This window comes from Nonomuraea sp. NPDC051298 (assembly GCF_055586305.1).
Window position 1 is genome coordinate 270,341 of record NZ_JBVJIM010000007.1, and the last position, 14,595, is coordinate 284,935.

At 70.8% G+C, this 14,595-nt stretch carries 17 protein-coding genes; 9 read left to right on the top strand and 8 right to left on the bottom strand.

Features of this window, described 5'->3' with window-relative positions; translation table 11 throughout:
* Nucleotides 1–12: 12 nt before the first annotated feature.
* The 3 genes from ACZ6S0_RS22710 to ACZ6S0_RS22720 form a co-directional block, all read right to left on the bottom strand.
* Entirely contained in the window at nucleotides 13–654 is a 642-nt protein-coding gene (locus ACZ6S0_RS22710) for a class I SAM-dependent methyltransferase (protein WP_465920889.1), read from the bottom strand.
* Nucleotides 655–762: 108 nt separating this feature from the next.
* Nucleotides 763–1,167 (bottom strand): YybH family protein, encoded by a 405-nt coding sequence (locus ACZ6S0_RS22715; protein ID WP_465920891.1) that lies wholly within the window; start codon nucleotides 1,165–1,167, stop codon nucleotides 763–765.
* Nucleotides 1,168–1,502: 335 nt separating this feature from the next.
* Nucleotides 1,503–2,075 (bottom strand): TetR/AcrR family transcriptional regulator, encoded by a 573-nt coding sequence (locus ACZ6S0_RS22720; protein WP_465920894.1) that lies wholly within the window; start codon nucleotides 2,073–2,075, stop codon nucleotides 1,503–1,505.
* A 145-nt stretch (nucleotides 2,076–2,220) separates the two neighbouring features.
* Here ACZ6S0_RS22720 and ACZ6S0_RS22725 point away from each other — a divergent pair, with 145 nt between their 5' ends.
* On the top strand, nucleotides 2,221–3,054 hold the full coding sequence (locus ACZ6S0_RS22725; protein WP_465920898.1) for an alpha/beta fold hydrolase: 834 nt from the start codon (nucleotides 2,221–2,223) through the stop codon (nucleotides 3,052–3,054).
* A gap of 69 nt (nucleotides 3,055–3,123) precedes the next feature.
* On the opposite strand, the gene ACZ6S0_RS22730 is transcribed toward ACZ6S0_RS22725, so the two are convergent.
* Both ACZ6S0_RS22730 and ACZ6S0_RS22735 read right to left on the bottom strand, forming a co-directional pair.
* On the bottom strand, nucleotides 3,124–3,600 hold the full coding sequence (locus ACZ6S0_RS22730; protein ID WP_465920901.1) for a VOC family protein: 477 nt from the start codon (nucleotides 3,598–3,600) through the stop codon (nucleotides 3,124–3,126).
* A 114-nt stretch (nucleotides 3,601–3,714) separates the two neighbouring features.
* Nucleotides 3,715–4,638, bottom strand: a complete 924-nt coding sequence (locus ACZ6S0_RS22735) for an AEC family transporter (protein ID WP_465920904.1) — start codon at nucleotides 4,636–4,638, stop codon at nucleotides 3,715–3,717.
* 256 nt (nucleotides 4,639–4,894) lie between these two features.
* On the opposite strand from ACZ6S0_RS22735, the gene ctaD reads away from it, so the two are divergent.
* The 5 genes from ctaD to ACZ6S0_RS22760 all read left to right on the top strand — a co-directional run bounded on the left by ctaD (nucleotide 4,895) and on the right by ACZ6S0_RS22760 (nucleotide 8,968).
* Nucleotides 4,895–6,559 (top strand): aa3-type cytochrome oxidase subunit I, encoded by a 1,665-nt coding sequence (gene ctaD, locus ACZ6S0_RS22740; protein WP_465921185.1) that lies wholly within the window; start codon nucleotides 4,895–4,897, stop codon nucleotides 6,557–6,559.
* Nucleotides 6,556–6,792 (top strand): DUF3040 domain-containing protein, encoded by a 237-nt coding sequence (locus ACZ6S0_RS22745; protein WP_344887449.1) that lies wholly within the window; start codon nucleotides 6,556–6,558, stop codon nucleotides 6,790–6,792. Before ctaD ends, ACZ6S0_RS22745 begins: the two co-directional genes overlap by 4 nt.
* 66 nt (nucleotides 6,793–6,858) lie before the next feature.
* Nucleotides 6,859–7,938, top strand: a complete 1,080-nt coding sequence (locus tag ACZ6S0_RS22750) for a protein kinase family protein (RefSeq protein ID WP_465920909.1) — start codon at nucleotides 6,859–6,861, stop codon at nucleotides 7,936–7,938.
* 16 nt (nucleotides 7,939–7,954) lie between these two features.
* Nucleotides 7,955–8,287, top strand: a complete 333-nt coding sequence (locus ACZ6S0_RS22755) for a YnfA family protein (protein ID WP_465920912.1) — start codon at nucleotides 7,955–7,957, stop codon at nucleotides 8,285–8,287.
* Nucleotides 8,288–8,404: 117 nt separating this feature from the next.
* Entirely contained in the window at nucleotides 8,405–8,968 is a 564-nt protein-coding gene (locus ACZ6S0_RS22760; protein WP_465920915.1) for a dihydrofolate reductase family protein, read from the top strand.
* 17 nt (nucleotides 8,969–8,985) lie between these two features.
* On the opposite strand, the gene ACZ6S0_RS22765 is transcribed toward ACZ6S0_RS22760, so the two are convergent.
* The 3 genes from ACZ6S0_RS22765 to ACZ6S0_RS22775 form a co-directional block, all read right to left on the bottom strand.
* Nucleotides 8,986–9,888 (bottom strand): hypothetical protein, encoded by a 903-nt coding sequence (locus ACZ6S0_RS22765; protein ID WP_465920917.1) that lies wholly within the window; start codon nucleotides 9,886–9,888, stop codon nucleotides 8,986–8,988.
* 254 nt (nucleotides 9,889–10,142) lie between these two features.
* Nucleotides 10,143–10,469 carry an STAS domain-containing protein gene (locus ACZ6S0_RS22770; RefSeq protein ID WP_465920919.1) on the bottom strand — a complete coding sequence of 109 codons (327 nt, stop codon included), beginning with the start codon at nucleotides 10,467–10,469 and terminating at the stop codon, nucleotides 10,143–10,145.
* Nucleotides 10,466–11,005, bottom strand: coding sequence for a DUF5994 family protein (locus ACZ6S0_RS22775; RefSeq protein ID WP_465920921.1), 540 nt, complete (start codon nucleotides 11,003–11,005; stop codon nucleotides 10,466–10,468). The genes ACZ6S0_RS22770 and ACZ6S0_RS22775 overlap by 4 nt, the downstream gene beginning before the upstream one ends.
* A 905-nt stretch (nucleotides 11,006–11,910) precedes the next feature.
* Between ACZ6S0_RS22775 and ACZ6S0_RS22780 the strand changes: the two genes are divergently transcribed.
* The 3 genes from ACZ6S0_RS22780 (at nucleotide 11,911) to ACZ6S0_RS22790 (ending at nucleotide 14,183) form a co-directional block, all read left to right on the top strand.
* Nucleotides 11,911–12,117, top strand: a complete 207-nt coding sequence (locus ACZ6S0_RS22780) for a cold-shock protein (RefSeq protein WP_344887594.1) — start codon at nucleotides 11,911–11,913, stop codon at nucleotides 12,115–12,117.
* Nucleotides 12,118–12,383: 266 nt separating this feature from the next.
* Nucleotides 12,384–13,625: a DUF5994 family protein gene (locus tag ACZ6S0_RS22785; RefSeq protein ID WP_465920923.1), complete on the top strand. Its 1,242-nt coding sequence runs from the start codon at nucleotides 12,384–12,386 to the stop codon at nucleotides 13,623–13,625.
* Between the two features lie 324 nt (nucleotides 13,626–13,949).
* Entirely contained in the window at nucleotides 13,950–14,183 is a 234-nt protein-coding gene (locus ACZ6S0_RS22790; protein WP_465920925.1) for a hypothetical protein, read from the top strand.
* Nucleotides 14,184–14,595: the final 412 nt, after the last annotated feature.

Here is a 14,595-nt window from a genome sequence, read left to right on the forward strand (position 1 = left end):
TGCGGGCCGGGCTCAGGCCGTGGTGCGGCGGGCCAGCAGGTACGCCGTGGGGAATCCGCGCCTGGCGTCCTCCCCGGGCGCGACGACCAGGCGCGCGACCTCGGCGAACCCCGCCTCCAGCAGCAACCCGGCCACCCCGTCGGCCGCGTGGCGGTAGGCCGGGTACGTCATGTGGTCGAACGGCTCCGCCGGACCATCCGGCCCGTCGTACCCGGGGAAGCCGAGCAGCAGCAGGCCGCCGGGGGCGAGCACCCGGCCGAACTCGGCGAACGTCTCCGGCAGCAGCTCGGGCGGCAGGTGGATGATCGAGTGGTTGGCGACCACCCCGGCCAGGGTCGCGGCGGCCACGTCGAGCGCCCCCATCAGGCCGACCTCGAAGCGCAGCCCCGGGTGGTCGGCGCGGGCGCGGGCGACCATCTCCGGCGACAGGTCCACGCCGAACGCGTCCACGCCGAGGGCGTTCAGGTGCGCGGTGACGTGTCCGGGCCCGCAGCCGGCGTCCGCCACCGGCCCGCCGCCGCCCGCCAGGACCATGGCCGCGAAGACGGGGATCATCGCGTGGTGCAGCGGGGTCTCGTGGTAGCGGCCCGGGATGCACTCGGCGTAGCGGGCGGCCACGGCGTCGTAGGCGGCGGCGAGCGGGGCGTACGTCATCGGTGGCGGCTCCGAACCGGGGGACGGGGGCTGGGAAGGCACGCCACTGTAGCGCCGTCCTGCGGGGAGCGCGATCGAGGCCGAGCGGCCGGGGCCGCCGCCCGGGGGTCAGGCGGTGCCGTGGGGGTTGTCGATGACGTAGCGCCACCTGCCGTCCGCCCCGCGCCGTACGACGTCGGTGGCGGTGCCGCTCATGTCGATCTCGGTGCTGTCCCGGGCGGTGCCGCGCATCGACCAGTCGACGATGAGCAGGGCGATGTCACCGGCCACGTACGCGTGGCGAGGGCGGGCCTCGATCGGCAGGCCGAAGCTCTGCAGGTGCCGGTTGGCGGCCAGCCGGGCCTCCCCGGTGACGGGATGGCCGGGCACGGGGACGAGGACGGCGGCGTCCTCGTAGGCGTGGTCGAGTGCGCGGGGATCGCCGGTGTTCATGGCCGCGACGAAGAGGGCGGCGGCGCTGTCGGGGTCACCGGTGAGGATCATGCGAGGCGCTGACGAGTCATGACTGTTCATGACAAAATGATCATAACACGTTCCATGGGGTCAGTGCATGATCCCGGAATTGTCGTGGGCCTTCGTCAGGGTCCCGGGCCATGGTCGATGCGGGCGAGCCGGTGTTCACGGGCATGGGTCCCGCGGTCGCCGTTTGCGGTGGCCAGGAAGGGGTCGACCAGGCTGGTACAGGAGGCGCGGCGGCTGCTGCGACTCGTCGGCGCTCCCTGACCGTCCGGCGCGAGGAAGTCCGCCCACCTCCATCGTGGCGAGCGCCCTGCGCGCAGTCGGGTGACGTGCGCTCGCAGGTTCTCGCACGCCTGAGCCGGACGGTGGCGTCCGAGGCCGTACGGCGGTCAGGGGCGGCGGGTCCAGGTGTCGGCGGTGTCGGCCAGCTCGTCCAGCGCCGCCCGCACGCGGTCCTCGTCGCCGGTGGTCAGGTAGTCGATCTGCAGGCCCGCGTAGGCGGCGTTGAGCAGGGTGGCCTTGCGCAACGCGTCCTGCTCGGGCACCCCGTGGGCGCGCAGCACCTCCGCCACGTACTCGGCGCGGTCGCCGAGCATCTTGGGCACGTACGGGCCGGTGAGCCGGCCGGCGGCGGACAGGCCCTCGATCTCGTGCAGCAGCCGCACCATGGGCAGGTCCTCGCCGACGTGCCAGGCCCAGGAGGCGCGGACGACGTCGCCGAGACCGGTCTCCGGGGCGGGCAGGGCGGCGAGCCGGGCCTTCTGCCGCCGGTCGAGGTGGGCCAGGACGGCGCTGATCAGCTCGTCCTTCCCGGCGAAGTGATGGGTGAGGACGTACGTGCTGTGGCCGAGCGCCTTGGCGAGGGGGCGCAGGGAGAGCTGGGCGATGCCGTGCTCGGCGAGGTAGGCGACGATCGCGTCGAGCAGTTCGGTACGGCGTCGCGGGTCGCGGGGCCTGGCCACCTCGGCTCCTTCCTCCCGCGACGGCCGGGGCCGTCGGCCGGACGGGTGGGCAAGAGGTCACAGCCTATTCGCATGACGACCGTTTTGCCGAATAAGCATGACGGTCGTTATGCTAACGGCTCCAACGATCACGGAGGCGGCGGCGATGGCGAGCGCGGATACCCGCGGGGAGACGGTGCTGAGGGAGCACGTGGCGACCGTTCGCGGCGTCCGCCTGGCCTGGTTCGACGTCCGGCGGACCGGAGTGCCGGTGCTGGCGCTGCACGGGCACTTCGGGAGGGGGCGGGCGTTCGCGGCGCTGGCCGAGTCGCTGGCCCCGCGTCACCGCGTGATCGCCCTCGAGCAGCGCGGTCACGGGCACAGCGGACGGGGTGACGGCGACTTCGGCCCCGACGCCTACGTGGCCGACGCCGCCGGGTTCCTGCGCGGGCTCGGGCTGGGACCGGTCGTCGTGCTGGGGCACTCCATGGGCGGCGTCACCGCGTTCCGGCTGGCCGCCCGCCACCCCGACCTCGTCCGGGCCCTGATCGTCGAGGAGGGCGGCGCGTACAACCGGCGGCCCGACGTCCCGCACCCCGTCCTCGACGTACGGGGCTGGCCGCGCCGCGCCCCCACCCTGGCCGCGCTGCGCCGCGCCATCGAGGCCCAGGGCATCCCCGACGCCGGCTACTTCCTGGAGAGCGCCGTCGAGCACCCCGACGGCTGGGGGCTGCTGTTCGACCACGACGACATGATGGCCTCGCAGCAGGCCCTCGTCGGCGACTGGTGGGCCGACTGGCTCGGCTCGCGCTGCCCGGCGCTGCTCGTGCACGGCCTGGACAGCTTCGTCCTGCCCACCGCGATGGCCCGCGAGATGGCCGCGCGCCGCCCCGGCACCGTGCTGCGCGAGCTGCCCGGCTGCGGCCACTGGGTGCACGACGACGACCCGGCCGCCTTCGCCGCCGCCGTACGGGAGTTCCTGGACACGCTCGAGCCGTGACCCCGGCGCGGCGCACGCCGGCCCGTCGCGCCGCCGCCGGGTGCCGCCGGGCGTCACGGCCGAGGAGGGCTACGCCGACCCGGCCGCCTCGCGCAGCGCCTGGAGGTCGATCTTGTGCATGCCCAGCATGGCCTTCATGACCTGCTGCGCCTTGGCCGGGTCGGGGTGGCCCAGCAGCTCGGGCAACTGGCGGGGGATGATCTGCCAGGACAGCCCCCACCGGTCCTTCAGCCAGCCGCACTGCGACTCCTGGCCGCCGTCGGCGGTGAGCCTGGCCCACAGCTCGTCCACCTCCTCCTGCGTCTCGCAGTCCACGTAGAGGGAGATGGCCTCGGTGAAGGTGAACTCCGGCCCGCCGTTCAGCGCCACGAACCGCTGACCGGACAGCTCGAACGAGACCGTCATCGCCGTGCCGGCCGGCCCCGGCCCGGCCTCGCCGTAGCGCTGGACCTCCAGGATCCGCGAGTCGGCGAACAGCGAGGTGTAGAACGTGGCGGCCTCCTCGGCCTGGTTGTCGAACCAGAGGTACGTGGTGATCTTCTGCATGACCGGTCCCTTCATCGGGGTTGTCGTTGTCCGTCACCCAGGCGTCGAACGGGCCGGGCGCGGATCGACACGGATCGACCCGGATTCCGGGAAATCTTTTCCGGCGGACTCCGCTCAGCCCAGGACCGCCCCGATCGCGGTCATGATCGGGATGGACAGGCCCGTCGTCACCAGGACGGCGCCGCGGGCCAGGCGTCTGCCGGTGTCGTACGTGACGGCGTACACATAGATGTTCTGGGCGGTGGGGAGGGCCGCGAACAGGGTGGCGGCCAGGAGGTGCGTGCCGTCGAGGCCGAGGGCGAAGCGGGCGGTGACGTACGCGACGGCGGGCTGCGCGACGGCCTTGAGCGCCACGGCCAGGCCGAGGTCCTTGCCGACGCCGTCCTCCTCGGGGGCGGGGCCCGCGTGGCGCGAGCCGTACAGGCTCAGTCCGTACGCCAGCAGCGCGACGGGGACGGCCGCGCCGCTGAGCAGGTCGATCGGGCGCATCACCGGGACCGGCAGGGAGACCTCGCCGAGCGCGAGAGCGAGCCCGAGCAGGGAGCCGACCGTGAGCGGGTTGCGCAGCGGCAGCAGCAGGGCGGCGCGCGGCGAGCGCGAGCCCTTGTCGAGGATCAGGAAGGAGACGGGCGTCAGGACGAGGAGCTGGAAGAGCAGGATGGGGGCGATGAGGGCGGCGTCGCCCAGCACGTACAGGGAGATGGGCACGCCCAGGTTGCCGGCGTTGACGTAGGAGGAGGCCAGCGCGCCGATCGTGGCCTCCCGTGCGGTGCGCCGCCACGCGAGCTTGGCCACCAGCACGAACACGAGCTGCGTGAACGCCACCGAGATGACCGCGGTCAGCAGCACCGGCGACACCAGCGCGCCCAGGTCGGCCCGCGACACCGTGGCGAACATCAGCGCCGGCGTCGCCACGAAGAACGCCAGCCGCGACAGCACCAGCTCGTCGCTGGGCCGCAGCAGCCCGACGACGCCGATGACATAGCCGAGTACGGCGACCGACACCAAGGCGGCGAACGCCGCGACAACCCCCGACACGTCGTTTCCTCCAAAACCTGGACGTTCAGGAGGCTATCGGAGGCCCTCCGGCGGGGCCCGGCCGGTGCGGCGCCTTCCCCGGACCTCCCCGCCCTTCATCCCCGGCTTCCTCAGGGGATGAAGGGCGGCGGGATGAGGGCCGAGCATAGGTGCCAGTGGAGGGGGTAAGCCCGTCATAGCGGTACTGACCTGGAAAAACGCCATTCAGGCCGGGCGTCGCTAGCGCAACGGGGCAAATGGGGGGTCTCCGGTGGCCATAGACGAAGCGCGTACCGAAGAACCGTCGACCTCGCCGCCCGACCCGTCCAAGGGCCTCGGGCGGCGCCTGGCGAGCTGGCTGTCCACCACCGACCACAAGATCATCGGCTACCTGTACCTGATCGCCTCGTTCGCGTTCTTCCTGGGGGCGGGGGTCATGGCGATGATCCTGCGTGCCGAGCTGTTCAGCCCTGAGCTGGCGCTGGTGACCAACGAGCAGTACAACCAGCTCTTCACCATGCACGGCACGATCATGATGCTGCTGTTCGCCACCCCGTTGTTCGCCGGGTTCGCCAACGTCGTCATGCCCCTGCAGATCGGCGCGCCCGACGTGGCCTTCCCCCGCCTCAACGCCGTCAGCTTCTGGTTGTTCCTGTTCGGCGGGCTGATCGCGGTCAGCGGCTTCTTCACCTTCTCGGGCGCGGCCAGCTTCGGCTGGTTCGCGTACACGCCGCTGTCGGACGGGGTCTACTCGCACGGCCCGGGCGGCGACCTGTGGATTATGGGGTTGGCGCTGGCGGGCCTGGGCACGATCCTCGGCTCGGTCAACTTCATCACCACGATCATCTGCATGCGCGCGCCCGGCCTGACCATGTTCCGGATGCCCATCTTCACCTGGAACGTGCTGCTGACCAGCATGCTCGTGCTGATGGCGTTCCCCGTGCTGGCCGCCGCCCTGCTCGTGCTGGAGGCCGACCGCAAGCTCGGCACCCACGTGTACGACCCCGCCAACGGCGGGCCGATGCTGTGGCAGCACCTGTTCTGGTTCTTCGGCCACCCCGAGGTCTACATCATCGCGCTGCCGTTCTTCGGCATCATCACCGAGATCCTGCCCGTCTTCAGCCGCAAGCCCATCTTCGGCTACATCGGCCTGGTCGGCGCCACCATCGCCATCTCCGGGCTGTCGATGACCGTCTGGGCGCACCACATGTTCCCCACCGGGCAGGTGCTGCTGCCGTTCTTCTCCTTCTTCACCTTCCTCATCGCGGTGCCGACCGGCGTGAAGTTCTTCAACTGGACGGGCACGATCTGGCGCGGGCACCTGAGTTTCGAGTCGCCGATGCTGTTCTCGGTCGGCTTCCTGGTCACCTTCCTGCTGGGCGGGCTGACCGGGGTGATCCTGGGCTCACCGCCGCTCGACTTCCACGTCACCGACAGCTACTTCGTCGTGGCGCACTTCCACTACGTGGTCTTCGGCACCGTGGTGTTCGCCATGTTCGCCGGGTTCTACTTCTGGTGGCCGAAGATGACCGGCAAGATGCTGCACGACGGGCTCGGCAAGGTGCAGTTCTGGATGCTGTTCATCGGCTTCCACGCCACCTTCCTCGTCCAGCACTGGCTGGGCATGCTCGGCATGCCGCGCCGCTACGCCGACTACAGCGCCGTCGACGGCTTCACCGACCTGCACCGGATCTCCTCGATCGGGTCGTTCCTCCTGGGCGCCTCGGTGCTGCCGTTCCTCTACAACATCTGGTACACGCATCGGAAGGGGAAGAGGGTCACCCTCGACGACCCCTGGGGGTTCGGCAACTCGCTGGAGTGGGCCACCTCGTGCCCGCCGCCGCGGCACAACTTCACCAGCCTTCCCCGCATCCGTTCCGAACGGCCCGCCTTCGACCTGCACCATCCCCACGTCGGCGGACGTGCCATCGAGGCGGAGTGACGGCCGTGGAGGGCCTGTCACCCCAGGAGCGACTCATCCTGGAGGCGATCGAGGTGGAGCTGAAGAACAGCGGGCCGGGGCTGGCCCACCGGCTGGACGCGTTCAACGCCCAGGCCGCCCGGCAGGGGCCCCAGCGCTTCGCGGCGCACGTCAGCGGCTGGGAGGTGGCCGGGGTGCTGGCCATGGTCGTGCTCCTGTGCGTGATCATGACGTTGCTGGTCGTCTCCTGCTGACGCGCCCGAGCGGCGTGGCCGCTAGGCTGGCCGCCCGGCCGAGCCAGCAGATCACGGAGGACTCCGGTGGACGACGACCAGCCCAGGTCGCCCGAGCGTCGCCTGAACGGCTACGCCGCCGTCTCCACGTCCCTGGCCCTGCGCGGCGACCACGAGCTGGCCGAACTGCTGGCCGAGCGGGCGGTCCCGCTCGGCAGCGGCATCGGCGGCGCCTCCGCGCTGCTGGAGGTCGAGGGCACCCCCGTCTTCGTCAAGCGCGTGACCCTCACCGACCTCGAACGGCAGCCCGCCCACGCGCGCTCCACGGCCAACGTGTTCGGCCTGCCGCCCTTCTGCCAGTACGGCCTCGGCTCACCCGGCTTCGGCGCCTGGCGGGAGCTGGCGGCGCACACGATGACCACGGACTGGGTGCTGTCCGGGCAGTTCACCGGATTCCCGCTCATGTACCACTGGCGCGTGCTGCCGCAACCCGCGCCCGCCCTGCCCGAAGAGCTGGCCGACGAGGAACGGACCGTCGCCTACTGGGGCGGCGGCGAGGAGGTGCGCCGCCGGCTCCACGCGCTGCGCACCTCCTCGGCGGGCCTCACGTTGTTCCTCGAACACTTCCCGCAGGACCTGCACACCTGGCTGGCCGCCCAGGTGCGCTCCGACGGGGCGGAACGGGCCTGCGCGATGGTGGACCGGGGCCTGCGTGAGGGGGTGACGTTCATGAACGCGCGGGGGCTGCTGCACTTCGACGCCCACTTCGAGAACATCCTCACCGACGGCCACAGCCTCTACTTCACCGACTTCGGGCTCGCCACCTCCTCGCGCTTCGCCCTGTCGCCGGAGGAGAGCGCCTTCCTGCGGGTGCACGCCTCCTACGACCGCACGTACACGATGGCCCATTTCGTGGGCTGGCTGGCCTGGGCGCTGCACACGACCGACGCCGACGAGCGCGACGCGCTGGTGCGGGCCTGGGCCGACGGCGAACGGCCCGGCGGGGTGCCGGCCGGGGTGGCGGCGATCGTGACCCGGTACAGCCCGCTGGCCGCGGTGATGAGCGGCTTCTACCGCAGGTTGCAGCGCGAGAGCAGGCAGGCGCCGTACCCGCTGGAGGAGATCCGCCGTGTCGGCGAGCGGCACGGGCTGCCCGTCGGTGTCTGACCTGAGGTGAGGTTTTATGACCGTGTTGCGGTCCATCGTCCTGTTCGTCCTGGCGGCCCTGGCCGAGATCGGCGGCGCGTGGCTCGTCTGGCAGGGCTGGCGCGAAGGGCGCGGCGTGTGGTGGATCGGCGCGGGGGTGCTGGCGCTGGGCGCGTACGGGTTCGTCGCCACCTTCCAGCCCGACCAGAACTTCGGCCGCATCCTGGCCGCGTACGGCGGCGTCTTCGTGGCCGGGTCGCTGGCCTGGGGCATGGTGGCCGACGGGTTCCGCCCCGACCGCTGGGACGTGATCGGCGCGCTGATCTGCCTGGCCGGGGTGGCGGTCATCATGTACGCGCCACGTTCCTGACCGTCGCGCCGCGGACGGCTCCGGCTTACGGTCGGGCAGCGGCACACGGTAACCCTTTCGTAAGGGGTGTGCGCCACGCTGGGGGCACATGAAGCGCCGACCAGAAGGAAACACCCCATGCGCACGTTCAAGCTCCAGGTCCAGACCACCATCGACGGCTACATGGCCGGTCCCAAGGGCGAGATGGACTGGCTGACGTCCCCCTGGAGCGACGACCTCAACAACTACGTCGAAGCCCTGATGGAGTCGGTCGACCACATCGTGCTGGGCCGCAGGCTCGCCGAGGGGTTCATCCCCGCCTGGGCGGCCGGGCCCGAGGGCGAGACCAAGGAGGGCATCGCCTGGATGAACGACACCCCCAAGGTCGTCATCTCCGACAGCCTGACCGAGTCGCCCTGGCCCAACGCCACCGTGGCCGGGGGAGACCTGGCCGAGACCGTCAAGCGGCTCAAGTCCCAGCCCGGCGGCGACCTGATCGCCTACGGCGGCGGCACCCTGGTGTCGAGCCTGATCGCCCACGAACTGCTCGACGAGCTCCACCTGTTCGTCAACCCGGCCACGATCGGCACCGGCCTGCCCGTCTTCCCCGACCTGGCCGCCGCCCAGCGCTTCAGCCTCGTCACGGCCCGTCCGTTCGAGTGCGGGATCACCGTCCTGCACTACCAGCCGCAGCGCCCCTGAGCGGGCCCGCTTCTCGCTCAGCCGTGGTCGCGCATCCACAGCTCGGCCAGTTCGCCGGTGTCCGCGCTCTGGAACGCCACGCTCCGTTCCTGGTGGTCCACCTGGACGCCGACCGGGCGCAGGTCCGGCACCAGCCCGCTGCGCAGGGCGTCAGCCTCGGGCAGCTCTTCGTGGCGGCCGGGACGCCACCAGTAGACCTGCGGGGAGAGCGCCTTGTCACCCGTGTCGAACAGCCGCCGCGACAGGTCCTGCACGGCCTCCAACGCGGCGAACAGGTGCGCCTCGCCGCCGATCTCGTGGACCAGCACGTACTCGGGCAGCGGGAAGGAGACCAGCGCGCCGTACGGGGCCTGGCCGGTGTGGCGGCGCAGGACGTGCGCGTGCGCGCCGACGTAGCGGTGCGTGCCGCCGATGTGCGTCACCGGCACGCCCCCGACGTCGCTGGTGCTCGCGTAGTGCTCCTCGGCCAGCGAATGCGCCACGGCGGCCCCGAAGGCGGCGTCCTGCGGCGCGTCGCCGAGCCGGGCCCGGTCGAGCGGCATGATCGAGTCGGGGTAGTCGATGACCACGGTCTCGATCAGCCCGGGGGCCAGCCGCCTGGTCACCAGCGAGTCGCGCATCTCGCCGAGGGCGTCGTCGGTGTAGAGGCGCATGCGCAGATCCTGGTCCCGGATCCGCTCGGAGCCGCGGCCGAACGCCGTGACGGCCTGGGCGGCGTACCCGGCCGCGGCCTCCTGCAGCGCGCCGGGGCCCGCGTTCGCGGCGTGGTCGCGCCAGGCGCTGATGTCGGCGTTCGCGGTGCTGCCGTCGGGCAGCCGCACGCTGATGGTGCGCGGGTCGGGCAGAGCCGCTTCGTACCCCTGCTCGGCGAACGCGCGCAGCAGCGCCTGGCCGATGCCGTCCGGTGCGGTTTCTCTCATGGAACGCGCACCATACCGGGAAATGCCCGGCCACAACGGAATCGAGACGCCCCCGGCCGGGCGCGTACCCGGCGGCCCGCGCGAACCCGCTCGGCCGATGACCGCCGACGAGCTGCGCGAGGCCGTCATGCAGCCCGACGTGCGCGCGGGTCACATCGTGCAGGGCGCGCTGGCCGTGCGGATCGTCAGTGGCGCTCTCGGGCGTGTGGGAACGGCGATCGCACCAGGGCCTGCGGGGTCTGCGCGTACCCGGGTCAGGCCACCGCCACCGGCAAGCTGCGGCCCAGGCCGGTGAGGCGAAGCAGCCGGGACATGAACGGGCGGGGCCCGCTCAGGACCAAGGTGATGCCCATCGTCCGGGCGCGGTGGCGGATGCCCACCAGGACGGCCAAGCCGCCGGCGTCGCAGAACGACACCTGCGACAGGTCGATGACGAGCAGGCTCGTGCTGTTTTTCAGCGTGTTCAGCAACTGCTGCCGAAGCGCTGCGGTGGTGAAGATGTCGATCTCGCCCGACAGGCGGACGGTGGTCGGCCGCGAGGAGTCGGCCACGCCGAGTGGGGCGGTGTCGGTCACGGTCATGGAATGTCTCCTTCTTGGAGAAGCTGAGATGGGATGAGATGCCTGCTGACCAGAACGTCGGTCCGCCTGGAGCGCGCGAAGGTGACGATGTCCTCGGCTGTCAGGTCGGCGGTGTTCTGGGCGGTGAGCTTGAGCGCGGCCTCAGCGGGGCCGGCGGCGGTGTCCGGCGGGATGACCAGCAGGACGACCGGCTCGCCGGCGGCGAAGAACAGGGCGACCAGGCGCGGGTCGGCGTGGCGCAAGCAGCCCACACGGACCGGCCGCCCGCGTGCCGGGATCCGGCGCGGGATGCGCTGCCACGCGTCCCGGTACACGCCAACCAGTAGCGTGGTCCGCCCCAGCCGCTGGTCGACGGCGGCGATGAGGCCGGGCAACTCGGTGGCCGCGTCGCGGGAGAAGGGCCACCAGGCGCCATCCACCACGGCTCGCCGATCCGGCACCGGGAGGAGACTGAGTCGTAGCGCGGAATCGACCCGAGGAATCGCCGGCGAGACGGGACTGAGCGGTGCGGGCTGAGAAAGAAGTGCCGGCGTCATGGTCGTTGACCTGTCCGGGCCCCTTCGAAGGGGCCGGTGGTGGTTCGCCGGGGGCGACGCCGACCTGAATGCCAACGCTCGAAAAGTCCTCGGTATTTTTACCCTACCTCGTACTTCCGGAATTCCCTAATTCCGGAAGTAGCTTGTTTGGGCGACTCCCGGAAACAGGCCCTCAGCTCAGGGATCACGCAACCGGCCGGAGCAGCTTCAGGAAACACGCGTCCGACGCTCCTGGCCGGACGCTGCACGACGCTGCCTGCTCGCACCTGAACAGCCTCGAGCGGACGCTCAACCCCAACTGAACCTAAAGTCAAGGGCATGATTTCTGGTGATGGTCTCCGGTTTTGATTCCTCATTTAAGGTCGTCTCTGTAGATGGAAGTCCTGCTTTGGGTAGGGCGGGCCTGCCGTGCTCGGGTCACGGCTTGTCCGGGGAGTCCAGGGAGATCGGGGTGTGCGCGGTGGCGCGGGGGGATCGGCTGGAGAGTCGTGGAGGACGAGATGGCGAATGTGGACGTGTGGGTGTACGCGCTGTCCAGCGTGGAAGGCAAGGAGCAGCGGGTGACACTTCACCAAGGAGGAGTAGGCGGGTGGCGTCAACGGCGCCCCACTGGCTGCCGAGCGGACCTGATGGCCCGTGGGCAGCGGATCGGCGCCCCGGCGGCGCCACGTCCCAGTGCTGCGTGATCGCCTGCGGACGGTGCCGGTCCGGTGTTCCGAAAAGCTGTGGTAACCTCGAGAGCGTTGCAATGAGTTGACCCATAAAATGACTTGATACGCACCTGGCAGAGGTTATTTCCAGGTGCGTTTTTGTATCCGGTCATCTCCGGATGGGCTCTCATTGCGGCGACCCGGCGATTCGCGCGGTGCGAATTGCGTCCCGGTAAATCTCTGAAGGAGATCGTCATAGCATCCGGAACCGTCAAGTGGTTCAACGCCGAAAAGGGCTTCGGCTTCATCGAGCAGGACGGCGGCGGCCCCGACGTCTTCGCGCACTACTCCAACATCGTCGCCAACGGCGGCTACCGTGAGCTGCGCGAGGGTCAGAAGGTGTCCTTCGACATCACCCAGGGGCAGAAGGGCCCGCAGGCGGAGAACATCGTCGCCGCCTGACCTGGCGCGGTTCTGAGCCCCGGCCCGCGCCCGTGACCGGATGCGGGCCCGGATCCGGTTCGGGCCGTACCTTTGTATCCCCCGTGTGGGTTGACGGGGGAGCGGGGCCGGGGCGGCGTATGGTGAGTAGCCTGGGATTTTTCGCATGTCGGCAACCGCGTCGGCGTCGCCCCGGATACAGCCGGCCCGCAACGCCGGAGACAGGCGGCACACCGATGCCGAACCGAGATCCCTCAGTCACGCCCATCACCCTGCGTCCGGCCCGGGTGTCCCTCGAACCCACGCTGACCCGCGACGGAGCCCTCGACGGGGCCTGGTGGCCTCACTCCTGCGACCTTCACCGTGAGCTGCCCGTCCTCGTCCGCTTCCTGGAGCACCGGCTCGGTCCCATCCTGCGGGTCAGACTCGACACCGCCGCCTGGTACGACGTCCCGGCCCACCTGCTCGTCGACGGTCGTTTCGTCCGCGTCAGCGGCTTCTCGGCAACGCCGAACACCATCAGGGTGATTCGCGGCAGCCAGGACGGCTTCATGCTCCTGGTGATCCCGCCGCACACCGCCGGCCCCCTCGCGGCCGCCGCGATGAGAACCGCCGCGCGCACGGGCAATTCCCTGTCCGCGAGCGAGATCCTCGCCCCGTTCCACCTGCTCGCGCATCCATCCACGTCGGGGATGAGAATGCGCCGCTATCAGGACTCCAACAGAGAGGCGGTACTCGCCCTCGTCGACGCCGACCGACTGCCCGGCCAGCCGTCGTGCAGCTTCCACATGCTCGACCAGACGATGGCCGGAACGTCTCTTCCCGGTCAGGGTCCCTGCGACGACCTCGAACTTCCGCGAACCGACGTGCTGGTGAATTCGTACGGCCACGTTGCGGGAGCGGTGTCGTACGCGACACACCGCGATCGCCGCGCCGGACAGATCCTCTGGCTGCACGGGCACGAGATCCTGGACGTCGTGGCGGCCCTTGTCCGCCACGCGCTCCACCGGCTGGGCGGTGGCGCACCCGTGCACGCCTTCGCCACTGCCGTCGCGCCGGGCCTCGGCCTGGCCGGCCTGCCGACGGGACGCCGGCCCTTGACCCGGAAGGTCCTCGAAAACGCGGGCTTCGTCGCGCGGGACTCCTGGCGTTACCTGCGCCGTACGACACCTTGCGATCCCCGCGCCCTCGCGTGCCCGACGGTTGAGGTCGTCGCCAGCACCACCCCGCCGGGCTGGTGGCTGAAGGCCCGGGACGACGACGCCTCGGCCGCGCTGGTCGCCCAGGAGCCGAACGACGGCCTCGGCGTCCTGTGGTGGTTCGGCGCTGCCGCCGGCCACGCCGATGAGGAGTTCGAACGGGCGCTGCTGTTCCAGGCGGACGCCCTGCTACGCGAACACGCGGCCTCGGAGACGATCCTGTACGCCGCCGGTGACCCGGAACCATCCTGGGAGCTGTTCGAGGCCGCCGGTTTCGCGAAGATCGACCATCTCGTCTCCTTCACCCGGCCGAATGCCTCCGCCGACTGACCTAGCCCGAACGCCGTGCCTCTGCGGCTCTTTCATGCGAGACCCGGAGGCCGCGAGTTCCGGCCACGGCCGTCCGTACATGCCGCCGCAGCACCTCACCGAAGGAAAGAGATCATCGTTCCCCGCATCATCACCCCTTCCGAGCAGCCGGCACGACCAGTACGTCGCCACGTCAGCGAGGCGAAGCTGAACGCGCGCGGCCAACTGACCGAGGACGTCGTCCGGTGGACCTGCCCACACGGACTGCAGGCAGGCAAGGGCTGCGTCGCCTGCTACCACGCCTGCGCCGAGGCAGACCCGGCGTTGCCGCTTTGGAGGATCGCGGTGTGGTTCACTTCGGAGCGGCCGATGCCGATCAGGGCACTGAAAGACGTCCGCCGCCATGGCCGCCACCTCGCGCTCGACCAGCCGTCCACCCCTCTGGTGTACCTCCTCAGCGGACAGACGCGGGCCGCCACGGGCACCGAGGCGGTCGCGGGGCTGGTCGGGTTCCTCCTCGACAACCGGCACGTCGTTGACGCGTTCACCGTGACGGAGATCCGCGCGGTCCCCTCCTGACGAGCGCCGGGTCGAGCGCGTCGCCATCACCGTGGCAGGCGGTCGCGCGTCAGCCGTTCGTTCGTGGCGGAGTGGGCGCTTGGGCGGGATTCGCGCATGAACGGGGAGTGAAGGGCCGCTCCGTGAGAAGATCGAGATCATGATTGGACTGCCTGGCTCAAGCCGCCGGGGCGCTCCCGCCCGCACGACGGCCACCTGCACCTTTGTGACGTCCATGCCTGTGACGGGCACGGCCGCGGCTACGGTGGGGGCGGGTAGGGTCGAGTGCTGAGCATGCCCCGAACCGACGTCGCCTCCGCTCCGGATTCCGCCGTGAGGGGCAGGGGCGCGTCCTTAGTGGCCGACGAACGCCAGGCCCCGGATCGGCTGCTCCCGGCGACCTCCGGGGAGGTCCTGTCCGACCAGGCGCCCA

What these genes read in the sequence shown, in the direction of transcription:
- ACZ6S0_RS22765 (WP_465920917.1), bottom strand. Translation starts at nt 9,888, where the DNA reads ATGAGAGAAACCGCACCGGACGGCATCGGCCAGGCGCTGCTGCGCGCG.
- ACZ6S0_RS22730 (WP_465920901.1), bottom strand. Translation starts at nt 3,600, where the DNA reads ATGCAGAAGATCACCACGTACCTCTGGTTCGACAACCAGGCCGAGGAG.
- ACZ6S0_RS22755 (WP_465920912.1), top strand. Translation starts at nt 7,955, where the DNA reads ATGACCGTGTTGCGGTCCATCGTCCTGTTCGTCCTGGCGGCCCTGGCC.
- ACZ6S0_RS22770 (WP_465920919.1), bottom strand. Translation starts at nt 10,469, where the DNA reads ATGACCGTGACCGACACCGCCCCACTCGGCGTGGCCGACTCCTCGCGG.
- ACZ6S0_RS22715 (WP_465920891.1), bottom strand. Translation starts at nt 1,167, where the DNA reads ATGAACAGTCATGACTCGTCAGCGCCTCGCATGATCCTCACCGGTGAC.
- ACZ6S0_RS22710 (WP_465920889.1), bottom strand. Translation starts at nt 654, where the DNA reads ATGACGTACGCCCCGCTCGCCGCCGCCTACGACGCCGTGGCCGCCCGC.
- ACZ6S0_RS22760 (WP_465920915.1), top strand. Translation starts at nt 8,405, where the DNA reads ATGCGCACGTTCAAGCTCCAGGTCCAGACCACCATCGACGGCTACATG.
- ACZ6S0_RS22775 (WP_465920921.1), bottom strand. Translation starts at nt 11,005, where the DNA reads ATGACGCCGGCACTTCTTTCTCAGCCCGCACCGCTCAGTCCCGTCTCG.
- ACZ6S0_RS22725 (WP_465920898.1), top strand. Translation starts at nt 2,221, where the DNA reads ATGGCGAGCGCGGATACCCGCGGGGAGACGGTGCTGAGGGAGCACGTG.